A 16005-nucleotide genomic window follows, 5' to 3' on the forward strand; every position below is an offset into this window, starting at 1 on the left:
GTGTCTTCTGTGCTTCTTGTGGTTAATAATTTAAGTGCAGGATTTTGATTCAGTTGTGTATTTGTTTCTAACCGCTAATGGCCGCTGATGTACGCGAATGTTGATCGGGTTGTGGGGGGGATTAACCACATAAGGCACAAAATTCACAAAGGATGTTTATTCTGTATTCTCTTTTCTGTGTCTTCTGTGCTTGGGCTCTTGTGGTCATGTCGCTTCGCTCGGCAGTGCGGTTAACTTACTTCGCGACCAAGGTCGCTCCTACTGGTTTTAGAATAGTTTCTCGGGGATTATGACCACGTCGTTGTTTTGCATGATCAGGTTAGCGGCTTGGTTTTGATCGTCCTTCTGTGAGAGGTCGATGACTGTGACCTTGGTATCACCCTTTGCGCTACGGCGATGCAGCTCGATGCGTTTTTCATTGCCCCCCGCTGCGATATCGCCTGCGGCGGTAATGACGTCGATCAGAGTGAATTCCTCTTCCGGCGGGATGACCACGAAGCCGGGACGATTGACTTTGCCACGCACACGGACGCGTCGTTGGGCGTATTCGGTGATTTGGATGCTCACCTGCGGATTTACGAAATAGTCGGCGTCGTAGAGAGCGTAGAGTTCGCTCTGCAGGTCCGGCAGGGTTTTGCCACCCACCTTGATCAAGCCAATCAAGGGAAACTGTACCGAGCCATCGGCGGAGATGCGCGACTCCAGGGCCATATCCGGCTCTTGGAAGATGCGCATGGCGATGGTGTCGCCTGGCTTGAGCTGGTAATTTTCATCACCGCTCTGGGCGATGGCTTTCCCGCACAGTAACAGGAGCAGGGAGAAGCTAAGAAGTTTGATCAAGGGTTTGGATTTCATGGAAAATTTTTTTAACCGCTGAGGTAGGAGCGAGCTTGCTCGCGATTTGTGGAGAGGGCCAAGGCTGTGTTTTGTTTTAACCACATAAGGCACAAAATTCACAAAGGATGTTGGTTTGTTTTCAAGAGTTCTGTGTCTTCTGTGCTTCTTGTGGTCATCAATTTCAGTGCAGGACTGTCTATCTGATTCTCTGTAGGAGCGAGCTTGCTCGCGATTCGGATGGTCGGATTTGGACATGCCTCAGCTCTGCTGAGATATTGCCGCCGGAGGCGATCCAGCGACGTAGTCGCGATGTTAAACTTTTTAGGTTCTGGTTGTGTTGTTAGCCACGAAAAGGCACGAAAGGATCTGGTTGTATCTGCCTCCCAAAAGTCGGCTTTTTGATTCACGTCGGAGTTATAGCTCCGATCCTTCATCGGGTAGATTTTTCGTGCATTTTTGTGGCCAATAATTTCAGTGCAGGATTTTGATACGGTTGTGTGTTTGTTGAACCACATAAGGCACAGAAATCACAAAAATTGAGTGCGGAGTATTTCTTCCTTATGTGTCCCTTGTGCTTCTGGGCTCTTGTGGTCATGTCGCTTAGCTCGGCAGTGTGGTTTTCTTCATTTCGCGAGCAAGGTCGCTCCTACCGTTTCAGCATGATCTGAGCCAGCGGTTATCGCTTAGAAGCGCCAGCCGGTAGTCCAGTTGAAGACGAGGTTTTTGTAGTCGTAGCCAACGATGTTGGAGTTGTTTTGCTCGTGGCTAAGCGACATGGAAGAGAAGAGCTGCGAGTCAGTTGGCATGTAGTCCAAAGCGGCGGTAAGGCGGTTCACCTTGTCCTTTCGCTCCGAGATATCGAAGTCCTCCTTCATGTGAGAAACAGAGGTCCGAGCACTCAGCTTGGTGGAGATTCTCCAAGCCGCGGTCAGGGCGATATCCTCGCGCAGGACCGAATCGTTGATGCCGGTCGCATAGGTGTCCCGCTCCGTGGAAAGGCTGATCCGGGCGTCTGGGGTGGCTTGCCAGTTGATTCGGCCGGATACGAAAAGCTCTCCATCGGCGGAGCTTGTCAGTTCCGATCCTTGTACGTCCAGAATACCCACTTTCAAGTCAGCCGTCAGCTTACTGCTGAGTTCCCCTTCTAGGGCTAGGTGCCAGGCGAGGTCGTTGGGTTGATCGTAGTTTTCCTGGGAGCGCTCGCGGTAGCGAACCCCGCCACCGAGCTCCATTTTTTCGGTCAACTGATAGTAGAAGCGAACTGGCAGGGAGAAACTCTCCCAGTCGCTGTAGTTGAACTCCTCTGTATCGTCGAAGGATCGCTTGTAGTAGCTGAAGCCACCGTTCAGGCGCGTACGCGGACTGTAGCGATAACTGCCATCCCAGTTCGCGGAGCTGCGGCTGCTATCGGGGGTTCCGGAGCTAAAACGGGTGTGGTGTTCAGGAAGGGAGATTTCCTGGGTCTCCGCATTGAAGTTCCAGCGGCTTTTGCTGCCCTTGAAGCTCGCTTTGAACTCCATGTGGAAATCCTCCGCATTCAGTTCCGAAATCGATTCAAAGCGACGCATGATAACGCCGGCCTCGCCGGACAAGCGGTAGACGCTTTGGTCATCACCCATCTCCAATACCGCGGTGGGATCGAGGATGAAGGCGAGGGAGTCCTCAACGGGGAATAGCGCTTCTAGTGCCTCATCCCGCAGGTAGGGGTTGGAGTAGTAGGCTAGGGCACCGATCGCTTCGAAGCGAAGGGTGGCTTCGCCGATATCGAGGCTTTGGGCCGAGGCGGCAGAGTTGAAATGAAGAGCAGCGGCCAATGAAGCCGTGGTGACTGACTTTACGATAGAGGAATCCCGCATGGGCGACTGTCTAGGTTAGTTCTAGCTTTGATAGCAAGTTCCAAGCTAGGTAAACGCTTAAGTGCAGGTAACAATCAGGCAAAGCACTAGCGACTACCCGTAAGGGCTAGCGCTCAAGGCGGTAGGAGCGCGCTTGCTCGCGATTGGGTAGAGCTAGTTTAACCGCTAATGGCCGCCAATGAACACGAATGCTTGGATTGATCGGATTGCGTTGTGTTCTAACCACACAATGCACAGAACTCACAAAAGACGTGGTTTTGTTATCAGTCCCTATGTGTATCTTGTGCTTCTTGCGGTTAATATTTCCAGTGCAGGATTTTTGATCGGGTTGCGTGGTCTTTTAACATCGTTCGCTATCGCTCCTTGGATCCGTTCGCTTTTGCTCCCGGGCAATATCCGCTTCGCGGGCAGGATTGATATGGTTGTGGCTTAGTTTCAACCGCAAGAGGCTCAATGATCACAAAATGTGGGTTCTACCTTCTGTGACTTGTGTGCGTTGTGTGGTTCTTTTTTCCAGTGCAGGAGTTTAAAATGCAGGAGCTCGAACTTGCCGCTCTGCAAGAGCGATCATGCCGCCATAGGCGATCCAGCGACGTAGGAGCGATGTTAACTTACTGGTTTGGTTTTAACATCATTCGCTAACGCTCACTGGATCCGAGCGTTGCTCGGGCATGATCCGCTTCGCGGGTAGGATTGATCAGGTTGTGTTTTGGTTTTAACCACAAGAGGCACAAGGATCACAAGATGTGGGTTCTATTTTATGTGGCTTGTGTGCGTTCTGTGGTTCTCTCTTCCAGTGCAGGATTATTATCAGGTTATACTCGAACTTGCCGCTCTAAAAGAGCGATCATGCCGCCGGAGGCGATCCAGCGACATCGTCGCGATGTTAATTCATTTTCCAGTGCTCTGTATCTGGCGGGCTTATGTATGCTATCAGGGTGGCTGTGGGTAGTGCTTAGGAGGATGTCCGTATTTGAGCGGTTTTAAATACGTACGGGTTTATTTTACACACCTGCTGTTTTAAATTGATCATATTTTTAGTCTCGGTGGGTTGTATAAATAAATCTAATAAACCCATTGCTGTTTTGTTATCTAATGAGGTGAATATTAATATTGATGTAGGGAATAGACCCCTATGTTTATTATCCCCTAGGCACCGTTTGTTGCATTCCTGCTCAGGGAAAACACCATGTGTGCGCCGATCGGGTGAAGTGTTGTTTTCCAGCTTGCTTTCACTGAGTAGCCTTCGCTTAGTCGCTGCCAGTTGTGCATAGGCCCTATTGGTGTAAATGCTTAACTGTTCTTTTGTTGTTCCCTAGTCCTTTGTTGCGAATCGCTGTGGTGATCAAAATGCTTATCTCTTCGTTGGTTGGCAGATCGCATGCTCTAATTTCGCTGAGAACTTTCGCCTTCGAAAGATCAACTTTGGTAGTTCAACTCAAATCCATCTCTTCCCGTGAAATCTAAACTCAGCTTTAAGCTAACTCTATTGTTTGGGGTGGCCTTAGTGCTATCCGCTAATGCTTCGGTCGATGCTTTTGGCTCGGCGGGCTCTGATCCAGTCTTGGGGTCTGTCATGAGTCCGCAAGTTCTAGCCTCTGTTTTGGGTCTGTTCTTGTACGGAATTGTAACTATCGGGAGAGAAAGATCCTAGCGGCGGTTGTCTGTTTCTCCATTATTGTATTGCAATGAAAAACTCCACAGCTCACTCCGACACCTATTTTGATGGGTCAGATACTCCCTTTTGTGATACCACGAAGATATCGGTCGTAATAGTCAATTATTTCAAGGGTAATCAAGTGGTCGAATGCGTGGGATCATTACGAAAGCAGTCTATATCTCATTGCTTTGAGTATGTAGTTTTAGACAATTCGGTTTCACAGTCTGAAAAAGAAGTTCTGCTTCAAGGTTTAGGGAGTGATGTTAAGACTATATTTCCGTGCAGAAATTTAGGATACAGCAAAGGGGTCAACGCAGCTGTAAAATGCTGTAGAACTCCGAGTCATGTACTCTTAGTAAACCCAGATATAGTCGTGCCGAGTGAGCAGGCGATCGAAACCATGCTTACTGAGATGTTAGGGGATGACCGGATTGGTGTCTTAGGAACACTCCAGCGTAATCCGAATGGGGAGGTCGTGGAGGTTGCGAGGCGATTCCCTAGTTTTCACAAGCTTTTTGCTAGAAGGTTGTTTCCTGGTTCCTACATGGATTCCCATTTGTTAGAGCCCCTTTTGGGGGAGAATCCTATTGATCGAGTCGAGGTTGATTGGGTTCAATCATCGTTTACTTTAGTAAGGGACTCCCTATGGCACGGAGTCGGCGGTCTAAATGAAAGGTATTACATCTTCATGGCGGACGTCGATTTAGGGAAGAGAGCAGTGGATAGCGGTTATAAAGTCGTGGTTACCTCGTCTGTAATTGTTTTTGCAGATGGGCTTAGGGCGAGTCGGGGCGGAATTAAGTCAATTTTTAAGAGTCGTGCACTGCGTGTTCATGTTCTCGATGCTGTTAAGTACTTTGTTAGCGCATGGATTCCCGAGAGGATTTGTGAAAGAAGGACGTCATTAGTGGTGTCCCAAAATTCCTGAGGCTTTGTATATTTCATTAACAATCTAGATTGTTCGCTTCGCCTCGTCTCTTTTGCTGTTATTGATGCAGGGTTTCTATGCATTTAATGAACAAAAAAATCATTTTGATGAATGCGGGGTCTTTGTGGATCTTGCAAGGGGTCAATTATTTAGCTCCTTTTCTGGTGATTCCACATTTGGTTCGGGTGTTGGGGTTGGACTTATATGGAGACTACCTGTTCCTGGTCAATGTAGCGGCGTATGTTTTGGTGCTGGTTGATTTTGGCCTAGTAAATGTATTGACTCGAGAGATCTCCGTTTCGCGGGCTGACAAAGAGCGAATTAAATTCGTCTTTACGTCTGTATTGATTTGGAAAATTCTTTTGGCCTGCGTTGGGAGTATATTGTTCATCGCGTGTGTTCAATTGCTTGGGATACGTTCTTCTGTCGGTTTTTCCTTGGGGGTTTATTTTTCGGTGGTTGGTATTACTTTCTTACCGGTTTGGTTTTTTCAGGGACTTGAAAAGATGATATATGTAACTGTCTTTTCGGTGCTTTCTAGAGTCATATTTACCGGAGCTGTGTTTTTATTTGTTCGTGATCCTAGCGACTACAGTGTTTTACCTTTTCTTGGTGTAGTAGGGGTTATAGTCTCTGTCACATGCTCGTTCCTTTTGGCCTCTAGGTATTTTGGGGGAGCGAGTTGCAAGGTAAATTTGCGAAATAGCATTACTTTTTGCGGCAGACTTGGGTGGAAGATGTTTTTATCATCAGCATTTTGCGGTGTTTACTTGGTTTCAATGTCCGTAGCACTCCAGTTGTATCGATCTTCTGAGGAAGTCGCAGTCTTCACTGTTATGGACCGTGTTATCCGGGCTGTTGGTTTTTTCTTGATGCCTATCAATAGTGCTCTCTTTCCTGTTTTTTCACGTTCGCTTGGTCGGGGAGTTGTTGGCAAGACAGATCGTGTTGCTCTGTTTACTGCGGTTTCTGGGTTCGTGATGATGCTTGTGTGTGGTTTGATTTATTTTCTGTCGGATTGGTTGTGTTTTGTTCTATTCGATAAATCGAGCGACGAAGTCGTTGTGTTGTTTCGCTGGATGTTGCTGGTCCCTGTTTTTGTAACTGTAGCACGATCTCTTTCTTTGAATTATTTTTTAGTCCGATCAAAAGAGACCTTCTTGATGGTTCTTTATTTGTTTAGTGCTTTGTTAGCTGTGTTGTTGGGCTGTTTTATTGTGCCAGATTACGGACTCGTTGGAGCAGTTACCAGTGTGATTGTGGTGGAATTGTTTGGGGTATTTGTATTAGCTTTTGTATTTATATATGTTAGAAGAAAACCATAATTATGTGACGGTTGTCACTGTGACTTACGGTAATAGGGTCCATTTGTTAGAGCAGGTGGTGGATTCTTGTTACGTTGAGGGCGTGGATCGCATAATTATTGTAGCTAATGGCGTTACTGATGACGTAGTGACTGTACTGGACAAGTTGGTAGGTAAGTCTCGCGTTCCTGTACGTTTGGAGTTGCTAGAGGAAAACATAGGGTCAGCTGGTGGTTTTAGTAAGGGATTGCGGATCTTTTCAGATGAAGTTGGCGAAGGGTGTGTCTGGTTGTTGGATGACGATAATGTTCCTGCTTGCGGAAGTCTTTCTGAGTTAAAGGCTTTCGGTCGAAAATTGGCTGGATTGGATGGTGGATCTGAGTGCTCAGCCCTGCTCAGTTACAGGCCGGATAGGCAGATGTACGCTCAGGCTGTTTTGGAAGGGGATGAGTCGATAGTTATAGGGCCTGTTGATGGCTTTTTGGGGTTCTCGATATTTGATAGGCTCAAGTATTCGAAAAGGCATCTCGATTTATCGAAGTTCGATGGAAATGGTAGCGTCGCAGTCGCGCCATATGGTGGGCTTTTCTTGACTTGCTCCTCGCTTAATCGAGTTGGCTTACCGGACGAAAGGTTTTATCTTTACGTTGATGATCATGAGTGGACATACAGGCTACGAAAGCTTGGTAAGATACTGCTTGTTGGTTCTAGTCGGGTAGAAGACGTTGAGCAGTCGTGGAACGTTCATGAGGAGAATTGGAATTTTGTTAAAAGGCTCTCTAAGGCACCTGCTTTTCGTCTCTATTACAGTACTCGCAATAGGGTTTATTTTGAGTTGAACTTCCTTGTGAATAGCCGGGTTCGGTATTACTTGAATGTTATTTGTGTTAGCATGCTGTTTGTTGCGTACTCCGTTTTGCGTCCTCGGTTATTGACTGTTTGGTTTTCAGCGTTAAAGGATGGCTTTGAGGGAAACCTTGGCGTTAGTAGGATGAAATTGGGAGATTGATATCGTGCTTAATCTTTCGATTTTTTTTAATCTCTGTTTTCTTGCCCTGTTGCTTCCTTCTGGGTGGCTTCATCTCGCTTACTCGAATTTCACGTGGTTTCGAGATTTATGCATGGTTTTTGCAGTGTGTGCGAATTTCTATGTAGTTCAGTTCAGAGTTTGTGATCGTTCAGTATATTTGGGTGTTTTGGTGTTGCTTGTTTTTACGACTCCGGTTTTCGCTTCGTTTTTAGCGAGAGATTATGACCCTGGACTGCTAGTTGTGTTGAGGTGGTTCTTCGTTTGTTATTGGGCGTTAAGTTTTGGTTGTGTCATTCGGGTAGGATTAGGAGCTCGTTTCGAGTTCGTATTGTTCTTGATAGTCGTTAGTTACTTGTGCGTTGAAGCTTCAATCGGATTTTATGAAAGATTTAGAGGCGAATTTTTCTTATCGGACGAGCTGAATTCAGTTTCGCTGACTGGTGATCGACTGTTTAAGGAATCAACGATGAACGAACCCGGCTTGATAAGGGTGAAGGGGTTGCAGCGGGACGTTTTTGCATTCTCGAATCTTATGCTGTGTGGTTTTGTGCTGGTGTCTCCGACTTTGTTTTTTAGCTCTTCCACAATTCAGAGAGTTGCTGGAGCCTGTCTCTCTTTGTTTTTTTTATCATGTTTGTATATCTCGGGCGGTAGGTCAGCCTTAGTTGGGCTTTTGGGGGCAGGGATTGTGTTGTTAGTGTGGTCGATCGGAAGGGGAAGGCCGTCAAATCGCCTGACTATCTACGCCCTTATTTGTCTTGTTCCGATTCTTGGTTTGCTTTTCAGTTATTTTGGTATCGTTGATATAGTTGGGGTCGGTGCTCGTATATTGTACGGAACAAGTGAACTTGGTAATCTGGACAGTACTTTGGATCGTGATACTGTTTGGGCTGGTCAGTGGAATGATCTATTTGCTCAGCCTTCTCTGTTTTTCCTAGGCGGATATTTTGTTTCTGTTTTCGATCAAGATATTGTACTTGGAGTTTCTGATAACCAATCGCTCTGGGTTTTGAGGCATTTTGGATTTATAGGTATGATTGTATATTCATTTGGTTGGTTGTTGCCTCTTATTCGTTTCGAAGGTTTTGGCCGTTATTCTGCATTCTATCTCGCAGCGGTTGTGGGGGTTTTCAGTGAAGGGGTTGCTAGGGAGTCCTTGTTCTATAGTCTAACTTTAGTGGGATGCTTTTTTTGTGGTAGAGCGGGCGCGGGAGGCGAGAGCTGTGGTTGAGCGTTTTCGTAAGGCTGCCTGTTTATGTATGCCCTACTGGTTCTTGCATCTCTTGGTAACAAGTTTGGTGGCGAGCGACTCTCTTCGAATTCCAATGGAGGATTTCGAAGATATATGCACGTGGAGAGCGGAATCGTTATCGGGAGGAAGGGAGGCTGATTGGTTTCCAGCCGTGATATCGTTGGGTAGTTATCCTATCGGGGATGATGGGGGGTATGTAGGCAAGGGGCTTTACTCTGTAAGAAACTCAGGCGGACGTGTTTTGTATAAGAGAGCAAAGCTTGAGAGGCTTCAGTTCGATTTTTATGGGGTTAGTCTGCGAGTTAACGCTTTGGGTAAACCTATCCGGATTGCGGTCCGAACGCGAAAGGATAGTACGAATCTCGTTAATTTGTCTGCGTTCCGGGAAGTTGATGGTATGGGTTGGAGAGATGTTTTTATTGAATTGGAAGGAGGGCGTTTCGCAGGACTCGTGATCGAATGTAAGGGATCTGGAGAGTTCCTGATTGATGATTTAATCGGTATCGGTGTGGGGGGAGACCGAATTGGAGTTTCGATTCGCAAAAGTTCTTTTATGTTTTGGGAAAAATCTGATATTCGTAAAACTTTTAGGGTTTCGAATTACAGTGATTTAGGTATTAACTTGGACGTTCGCATCGCGATTACACCGGTGGGGCGAGATGCCGAGGTTACAGAGAATCGAACTCTGATTCTAGGGCCCCACTCGTCTGAAGATCTTGTTTTTATCTATGCGGATTTATCGGCGGGCCCATATTTTCTAGAATTAGAAGTGTCGAGCTTGAAATCTAGCGTGAGCGTTTTGGATTATCTATTGGTTTCTCGATCCGATGCTGTTGCTGTCCGTTCTGCCGGGCCGATTCTTTTCGGGGTACAGTGCTTAGCTACCTGGGAGGTTGGGTCTGAAACCGATGAGCACCTGGCTTGGTTGCGGTATTTGGGAGTGGATTTAGTCCGTTTAATTTGCTCTGGGCATTGGTTTGAGCCGACAAGACGGGAAAGGCCGCAAGCGTTCTTGGGAAGGCTTTTTAATAAATTGGAATCGGCTGGATTGGATGTCTCTGTCTTATATACAACAAGGGTCCCGTCTTGGACTAGATATACGAGGGGACATGGAATGCCGCCGGAGCGATGGGGTGGTTTTAAGGCGCATTTAAAACGGCTAAGTTCTTATCTTTCGCTGTACTCAAACGTAAAGTATTTAGAAGTTTGGAATGAACCCAACTTGGCCTATTTCTACCGCGGCACATATGAAGCATATATTGAAATGCTTAGTTTGTTCCACAGAGTGTTCGACTCTGAGAATTCAGAAGTGAAAATTGTAAGTGGAGGCATTGTCGGGGCACATGAAAATGCTATTCCCGCTTTTGGGGAGCGAATCTTTGTTGATGGGAATTTCGACTTATTCGGCTATCACTCGCACGGATCGTTGAGTGCTCTCAAGAGGGATATCGATTCTTTTCATCATGAGAGGAAAGCGAAGACTAGATTGGCCAATACTGAATCTGGCTTAAGGTCTTTAGGTACTAAGGATGGGGCGATCAGGCAGGCTAGAGATTTAGTGAGGAAATTAGTCTATACTATGTCAGAAGAAAATGTTGAGTTTTTCATATGGTTCACATTGCAAGATTTTTGGGATTTCGACCTGAACTCTGATGATTCTTTTGGTCTTGTGTCTGTATTTAATTCGCCCAAGCCGTCGTTCGCTTCCTATAGAAATTTGATATGTTTAATGTCTGGAAAATCGTTCTATGAGTATTCGATCACTGATTCCGGGTTGTCGGTGTACCGCTTTTCTGGAGGTGGGCCAGACGAATTGTGGGTTGTTTGGTTAGATGAGGACCGCGATACTCGGAATTCCGCACTGTTGGAAATCAAGGGAGGAGAGGGTGTACGCTTAGAGGATATGTTTGGGCGTGATGCCCCTGTTTTGAGTCGTGAAGGAAGTCGGTTTATTCGCATTGGGCGAGCTCCGTTTTATATGATCGGAGATCGGATTGAGCTCGAAAGCTCCGTTGGTCTGTTGAGCGAATTGGAGAATTCTGATTTGAGGAATTGAGTTGGTTTTATACTGAACTGTATTGAATGCTTGTTCTGATGAATTTAAAGTTTGTTGTAGTTATTAACCCGTTAGCATCTAGAAGTCCCACTGGAATGGGGGTTGCTGGAAATGCAGTTCAAGATATTTTGGATAATGGAATAGGCGTCGCGTGGAATCGTGTTTTCTTTCTAATTAATGATTCTGCGATTCCGGCTGTTCTGAAAACCCTTTTAAGGATTTTTATTTGTCAGATTGTGCCGTTTACGTGCCGGTCAGGGGAATTTGTTGTGTATACCACCCATCATGGCCCGTTTTGGCGGACAGGTCGTCATTTGCTTATTGTTCATGATCTCATATGTCTAAGCTATCCTGATCAACATAAGTTTCAGACTTTATATTTCCGAAAGCTATTGCCTGTTTTGGCTAGCTGTTCAAACATGGTTGTAGCGATATCGCAATGTGTTAAGTCGGAAATAACAAATCGCTATCCTTCTGTTGATGTTCCTGTTTGTGTTGTGCCTTCTATGTATAGGTTGAAGGTCGGTCTGCGTTGTGATAGCTTTGAGTCAAGACTGGAGGATAAGAGATTATTGGTCGTCGGGGGGCGATACTCACACAAAAATATAGACACGGTACTCGAATCATTTTTGAGGTTGGTCAGTAAGGACAGTGGGTGGAATCTTGTGCTCGTTGGTTTCGATCGCAGGATTTGGTGGCAAGATTATGGCGGGTTTGATTTGTATCCTTGTAAGGATAATGTGATTATTTTCGATTATTTGTCGGATGAAGAATTAGAGGAGTTATATGCCAGTTCGTTTTTGCTGCTTTATCCCAGTTTAGCAGAAGGGATGGGGTTGCCTCCTTTAGAGGCCTATTCTGCAGGATGTCTGCCTGTAGTCCATGACATGCCCATCATGCATGAAACATGTGGCGAAGGTGCCTTGCGATGCGACTGTACTCAATCAATCAATCTTGATGAGGTTATATCCATCGTTGCTAGTACAGGATTTTGCACTGAATATTCAGATAGGGTCCGACTTGGGCGTGAGCACGCCAAGCGATTTTCCTACAAAAGTGTCACTGACAATTGGCAGGCCTTAGCACGTAGAATTTACTGTGCTACATTTCGTTCTTCTGTTTGATTGAGTCTAAATTTTAGGTTACAAATGAAGACTTTAATTATAAATACTTTATATTACCCGAATTTGGTTGGAGGGGCAGAGAGGTCGGTTCAACTCGATGCTGAAGAGTTAGTGAAAGAAGGTGGAAAAGTTTATGTCGTAAGTTTGGGGGCTGCGTCGGAAGTTCGGCGAATAAATGGGGTTGTATGTATCTATAATGGGTTGTTTTATCGCTTGTCTCCGTATTGTAATTGGGGGGCTGCTTGGAAGAAAATTGTTTGGCACGTCTTGGATGTCTTCAATCCGGTTCAGTTTTTTGTTTTATTTTTTCTTATTCGTAGAATTCGCCCAGATGTGTTGCATACGAATAATGTCGGTGGGTTTTCTGTTAGCGTTTGGCTAGCATCTCGGTTGTGTGGCGTTCGTGTTGTGCACACATTGAGGGATTATCATCTGACTTGTTTGAGATGTACGCGTTACCGGAATGGAAGTGTATGTGAGAAGTCCTGTATGCCTTGTAGTGTCGTGGGGGCCGCTAGGCGTTTTTCAAGCCGTTGGGTGGATGAAGTTGTTGGAATCAGTGAATATATACTTAACAAGCACACAGCACTTGGATATTTCAAGAATACTGATTTCAAGAGAGTTCGGCATAACCTAGTCAAGATACCCTCAAATCTGGTTTCAAAGCCGAGGGTTGGATCTGGTGTTGTTTTTGGGTTTGTTGGACAGTTGATGGAGGAAAAGGGACTCGTAGACTTGATTCGAAGTTTTCGGTTATTAGACGGGGATGTGCAGCTGGATATTTTCGGACGTGCGAGTGATGAGAGCCTTTTGGATATCCTTAAAAGAGAAGCTGTAGGTTGTAGGGTTACTTTTAAGGGAGTTTATCCGATCGAAAAAATTTTTCAGTCCATTGATGTTTTATGTGTACCCTCAAGGTGGGAGGAGCCCTTTGGTCGGGTTATTATCGAGGCTAATGCGTTTAATGTTCCGGTTATATGTAGCGGTTTAGGCGGTATGCCTGAAATCGCTTCTGCAAAGGACTACAACATTGTAGTACGCGATGGGAATTGGCGAGGAGCAATGGAGTACTTTGTTAGATGTCGGAGTCGTTAATTAGGTGTTTGATCCCTGCCGCCTCGGAATGATCGATGGATTTATTTTAATATAGTAAGGTATTTTATGATAGCACTCGTAGGATCTACTGGCTACGTCGGAACCGCGTTTCGGCAATTGCTCGAAACCAAAGGCGTCGATTTCACTTCCCTGAGCGGGCGTGATATCGCAAATGGCTCCAAAGCCGAATTCGCGGACGCCCTCAAGGCGACCGGGGCGAAGTTCCTGGTCAACTGCGCGGGCTACACCGGCAAGCCCAACGTGGACGCCTGCGAGCTGGACAAGGGCAATTGCCTTGACGGCAACGCCGTATTGCCAGGCTTGATACGCGAAGTCTGCGGCGACCTTTCCATTGGCTGGGGCCACGTCTCCAGCGGCTGCATCTTCGGCGGCGAGCGTCCCGGCGGCGGAGGCTGGCGCGAGGACGACGCTCCCAACTTCTCCTTCCGCAAGCCTCCCTGCTCCTTCTACAGCGGCACCAAGGCCTTGGGCGAAGAGGTGCTCGGCTACCGTGAAACCGACCGCGGGGAAGGGGAATGGCCGGCTTGGGAACATGAGTCTTCTCCCGAGGGCTACGTCTGGCGCCTGCGCATCCCGTTCAACGAGATCGACAATCCCCGCAACTACCTTACCAAGATGCAGAGCTACGCCTGCCTGCTTCAGGCCACCAACTCGCTCAGCCAGCTGGAGGATTTCGTGACCGCCTGTTTCGCGTGCTACGAGCAGGACGTGCCCAAGGGCATCTATAACGTGACCAACCCCGGAGCGGTAACCACTTCGCAGGTGGTCGACCTGATCAAGAGTTCCGGCGTGAACGGCAAGGAGTTCAAGTTCTTCGAATCGGAGGACGACTTCATGTCCAAGGCCGCCAAGACGCCGCGTTCGAACTGCATACTCGACGATTCCAAGCTCAAGGCCGCGGGAGTGGTCATGCGCCCTGTGGAGGAAGCCTTGGAGTGGTCGCTCAAGAACTGGAAGAAGGCCTAAACGGAGCATTTCCCTATGAAATCTATACTTGTAACAGGAGGCTGCGGCTTCATTGGTTCAAATTTCGTGCGCGTGCTGCTTCGGGACGGCGCGGCCCTGCTCAAGGCGTCCGGCTACGACCGGATCGTCAATGTCGACTCGCTCACCTACGCCGGCAATCCCGCCAACCTGAGCGACCTGGCAGACTCTCCGGAGTACGTCTTTTCCGAGACCAGCATTCTGGACCAGGCCAAGATATCCTCCCTGCTGGAGGAGTATTCGGTTGGCTCGATCGTCCACTTCGCGGCGGAAAGCCACGTGGACCGCTCCATCGACACTCCTGAACCTTTCGTGGAAACCAACGTTACCGGCACGCTTCGCATGCTGGAGGCGGCCCGCCACTTCTGGTCCGGCCTTGAAGGCGAAGCCAAGTCAGGCTTCCGCTTCCTCCACGTCTCTACCGACGAGGTGTTCGGCACTCTCGGTCCCAACGACCCCGCCTTCTGCGAGACCACGCCTTATGCCCCGAACAGCCCTTACTCGGCGTCCAAGGCGTCCAGCGACTTCCTGGTGCGCGCCTACTTCCATACCTACGGCATGCCGGTGGTCACCACCAACTGCTCCAACAACTACGGCCCGTTCCAGTTCCCGGAGAAGCTGATCCCGCTCGTCACCTTGAACGCTTTGGAGGCCAAGCCCCTTCCCATCTATGGCGACGGCAAGCAGATCCGCGACTGGCTCTTCGTGGAGGACCACTGCACCGGCATTCTCGCCGCTCTCGAAAAGGGGGCTCTCGGCGAGACCTACTGCATCGGCGGCCGCAGCGAGATGGAGAACATCCAGATCGTGAAGCGCATCTGCTCCTTGCTCGACGAGCTGGCTCCCGTTTCGGCCAACGAGTCCGCCCAAAAGGCGGGCATCGCCAAGTACGAGGACCTGATCACCTACGTGAAGGACCGTCCCGGCCACGACCGCCGCTACGCCATCAACTGCGAACGCAGCGAGAAGGAGTGCGGCTGGGTGCCTGCCGAGACCTTCGACAGCGGCATCCGCAAGACCGTGCAGTGGTACCTGGACAACCAGGACTGGTGCAAGGACATCGCCGAGAAGAAGTACGCCCGCGAGCGCCTCGGCCAGGCCTAGCCGGACCCAATTCTCCAAAACCCTAGCTTATGAGCGCAAAGCCAAGAAAAGGGATCGTCCTTGCGGGCGGATCCGGAACCAGACTCTATCCTTGCACGATCGCGGTATCCAAGCAGCTGATGCCGATCTACGACAAGCCGATGATCTACTATCCGATCTCGCTGCTGATGCTGGCCGGGATCCGCGAGATCCTCATCATTTCCACCCCACAGGACACGCCGCTTTTCGAGCGCCTGCTCGGCGACGGCTCCGCCTTTGGGGTGAGTTTCAGCTACGAGGTCCAGCCTAGCCCGGACGGTCTGGCCCAGGCATTCCTAATCGGCGAGGAATTCCTCGACGGCGCTCCGGCGGCCCTTGTCCTTGGAGACAACCTCTTCTACGGCCACGATCTCGTGCGCACCCTCAAGGCCGCGGACCAGCGGTCGGAGGGATCTACCATTTTCGGCTACAACGTGGCCGACCCGAAAGCCTACGGCGTGGTCGAGTTCGACCCGGACGGCAAAGTCGTCTCGATCGAGGAGAAGCCCGAGAATCCAAAATCCAACTACGCGGTTCCCGGGCTCTACTTCTACGACGAGCGGGTTGTGGAGTTCGCCAAGAAGATAAAGCCTTCCCCCCGCGGGGAGCTCGAGATCACCGACCTGAACCAGGCCTACCTGGAAATCGGCGACTTGAACGTGGAGCTTTTGGGGCGAGGAACCGCCTGGCTTGATACCGGTACCCACAAGAACCTGATGGAGGCCGGACAGTTCGT

Annotated in this window: 12 protein-coding genes; 10 read left to right on the forward strand and 2 right to left on the reverse strand. The window is 48.5% G+C overall.

The genetic code is table 11. The features are described from left to right. Nucleotides 1-267 precede the first annotated feature (267 nt). Complete coding sequence (locus H5P27_RS09495; RefSeq protein WP_185660167.1) at nucleotides 268-855, reverse strand: polysaccharide biosynthesis/export family protein; 588 nt, start codon at nucleotides 853-855, stop codon at nucleotides 268-270. A 665-nt stretch (nucleotides 856-1520) separates the two neighbouring features. Beyond that, on the reverse strand, nucleotides 1521-2693 hold the full coding sequence (locus tag H5P27_RS09500; protein ID WP_185660168.1) for an outer membrane beta-barrel protein: 1173 nt from the start codon (nucleotides 2691-2693) through the stop codon (nucleotides 1521-1523). 1688 nt (nucleotides 2694-4381) lie between these two features. On the opposite strand from H5P27_RS09500, the gene H5P27_RS09505 reads away from it, so the two are divergent. From H5P27_RS09505 to rfbA, 10 genes are all read left to right on the forward strand, one after another. After that, nucleotides 4382-5281, forward strand: coding sequence for a glycosyltransferase (locus H5P27_RS09505; protein WP_185660169.1), 900 nt, complete (start codon nucleotides 4382-4384; stop codon nucleotides 5279-5281). Between the two features lie 86 nt (nucleotides 5282-5367). Continuing rightward, nucleotides 5368-6606, forward strand: a complete 1239-nt coding sequence (locus H5P27_RS09510) for an oligosaccharide flippase family protein (protein WP_185660170.1) — start codon at nucleotides 5368-5370, stop codon at nucleotides 6604-6606. Further along, complete coding sequence (locus H5P27_RS09515) at nucleotides 6587-7594, forward strand: glycosyltransferase (protein WP_185660171.1); 1008 nt, start codon at nucleotides 6587-6589, stop codon at nucleotides 7592-7594. Before H5P27_RS09510 ends, H5P27_RS09515 begins: the two co-directional genes overlap by 20 nt. A gap of 112 nt (nucleotides 7595-7706) precedes the next feature. Then, a complete protein-coding gene (locus H5P27_RS09520; RefSeq protein WP_185660172.1) occupies nucleotides 7707-8846 on the forward strand; it encodes a hypothetical protein in 1140 nt (379 codons plus the stop codon). A gap of 94 nt (nucleotides 8847-8940) precedes the next feature. Next, nucleotides 8941-10923 (forward strand): hypothetical protein, encoded by a 1983-nt coding sequence (locus tag H5P27_RS09525; protein ID WP_185660173.1) that lies wholly within the window; start codon nucleotides 8941-8943, stop codon nucleotides 10921-10923. A 38-nt stretch (nucleotides 10924-10961) separates the two neighbouring features. Then, nucleotides 10962-12047 (forward strand): glycosyltransferase, encoded by a 1086-nt coding sequence (locus tag H5P27_RS09530; RefSeq protein ID WP_185660174.1) that lies wholly within the window; start codon nucleotides 10962-10964, stop codon nucleotides 12045-12047. Nucleotides 12048-12071: 24 nt separating this feature from the next. After that, entirely contained in the window at nucleotides 12072-13142 is a 1071-nt protein-coding gene (locus H5P27_RS09535; protein ID WP_185660175.1) for a glycosyltransferase family 4 protein, read from the forward strand. Nucleotides 13143-13208: 66 nt separating this feature from the next. Continuing rightward, the gene (locus tag H5P27_RS09540; protein WP_185658331.1) at nucleotides 13209-14129 is read left to right on the forward strand and encodes a sugar nucleotide-binding protein; all 921 of its coding nucleotides are present in this window, start codon (nucleotides 13209-13211) and stop codon (nucleotides 14127-14129) included. 15 nt (nucleotides 14130-14144) lie between these two features. Then, a complete protein-coding gene (gene rfbB, locus H5P27_RS09545; RefSeq protein WP_185658332.1) occupies nucleotides 14145-15251 on the forward strand; it encodes a dTDP-glucose 4,6-dehydratase in 1107 nt (368 codons plus the stop codon). 29 nt (nucleotides 15252-15280) lie between these two features. Next, a partial coding sequence (gene rfbA / locus H5P27_RS09550; protein ID WP_185658971.1) for a glucose-1-phosphate thymidylyltransferase RfbA occupies nucleotides 15281-16005 on the forward strand: 725 nt, incomplete at its 3' end.

Origin of the sequence: Pelagicoccus albus, assembly GCF_014230145.1 — a bacterium.
GTDB classification, from domain to species: domain Bacteria; phylum Verrucomicrobiota; class Verrucomicrobiia; order Opitutales; family Opitutaceae; genus Pelagicoccus; species Pelagicoccus albus.

Coding starts and splice junctions, on each gene's coding strand:
- H5P27_RS09530 (WP_185660174.1), top strand. CDS start 10,962: ATGAATTTAAAGTTTGTTGTAGTTATTAACCCGTTAGCATCTAGAAGT.
- H5P27_RS09525 (WP_185660173.1), top strand. CDS start 8,941: ATGGAGGATTTCGAAGATATATGCACGTGGAGAGCGGAATCGTTATCG.
- H5P27_RS09495 (WP_185660167.1), bottom strand. CDS start 855: ATGAAATCCAAACCCTTGATCAAACTTCTTAGCTTCTCCCTGCTCCTG.
- H5P27_RS09500 (WP_185660168.1), bottom strand. CDS start 2,693: ATGCGGGATTCCTCTATCGTAAAGTCAGTCACCACGGCTTCATTGGCC.
- H5P27_RS09510 (WP_185660170.1), top strand. CDS start 5,368: ATGAACAAAAAAATCATTTTGATGAATGCGGGGTCTTTGTGGATCTTG.
- H5P27_RS09540 (WP_185658331.1), top strand. CDS start 13,209: ATGATAGCACTCGTAGGATCTACTGGCTACGTCGGAACCGCGTTTCGG.
- H5P27_RS09515 (WP_185660171.1), top strand. CDS start 6,587: ATGTTAGAAGAAAACCATAATTATGTGACGGTTGTCACTGTGACTTAC.
- rfbB (WP_185658332.1), top strand. CDS start 14,145: ATGAAATCTATACTTGTAACAGGAGGCTGCGGCTTCATTGGTTCAAAT.
- H5P27_RS09505 (WP_185660169.1), top strand. CDS start 4,382: ATGAAAAACTCCACAGCTCACTCCGACACCTATTTTGATGGGTCAGAT.
- H5P27_RS09520 (WP_185660172.1), top strand. CDS start 7,707: ATGGTTTTTGCAGTGTGTGCGAATTTCTATGTAGTTCAGTTCAGAGTT.
- H5P27_RS09535 (WP_185660175.1), top strand. CDS start 12,072: ATGAAGACTTTAATTATAAATACTTTATATTACCCGAATTTGGTTGGA.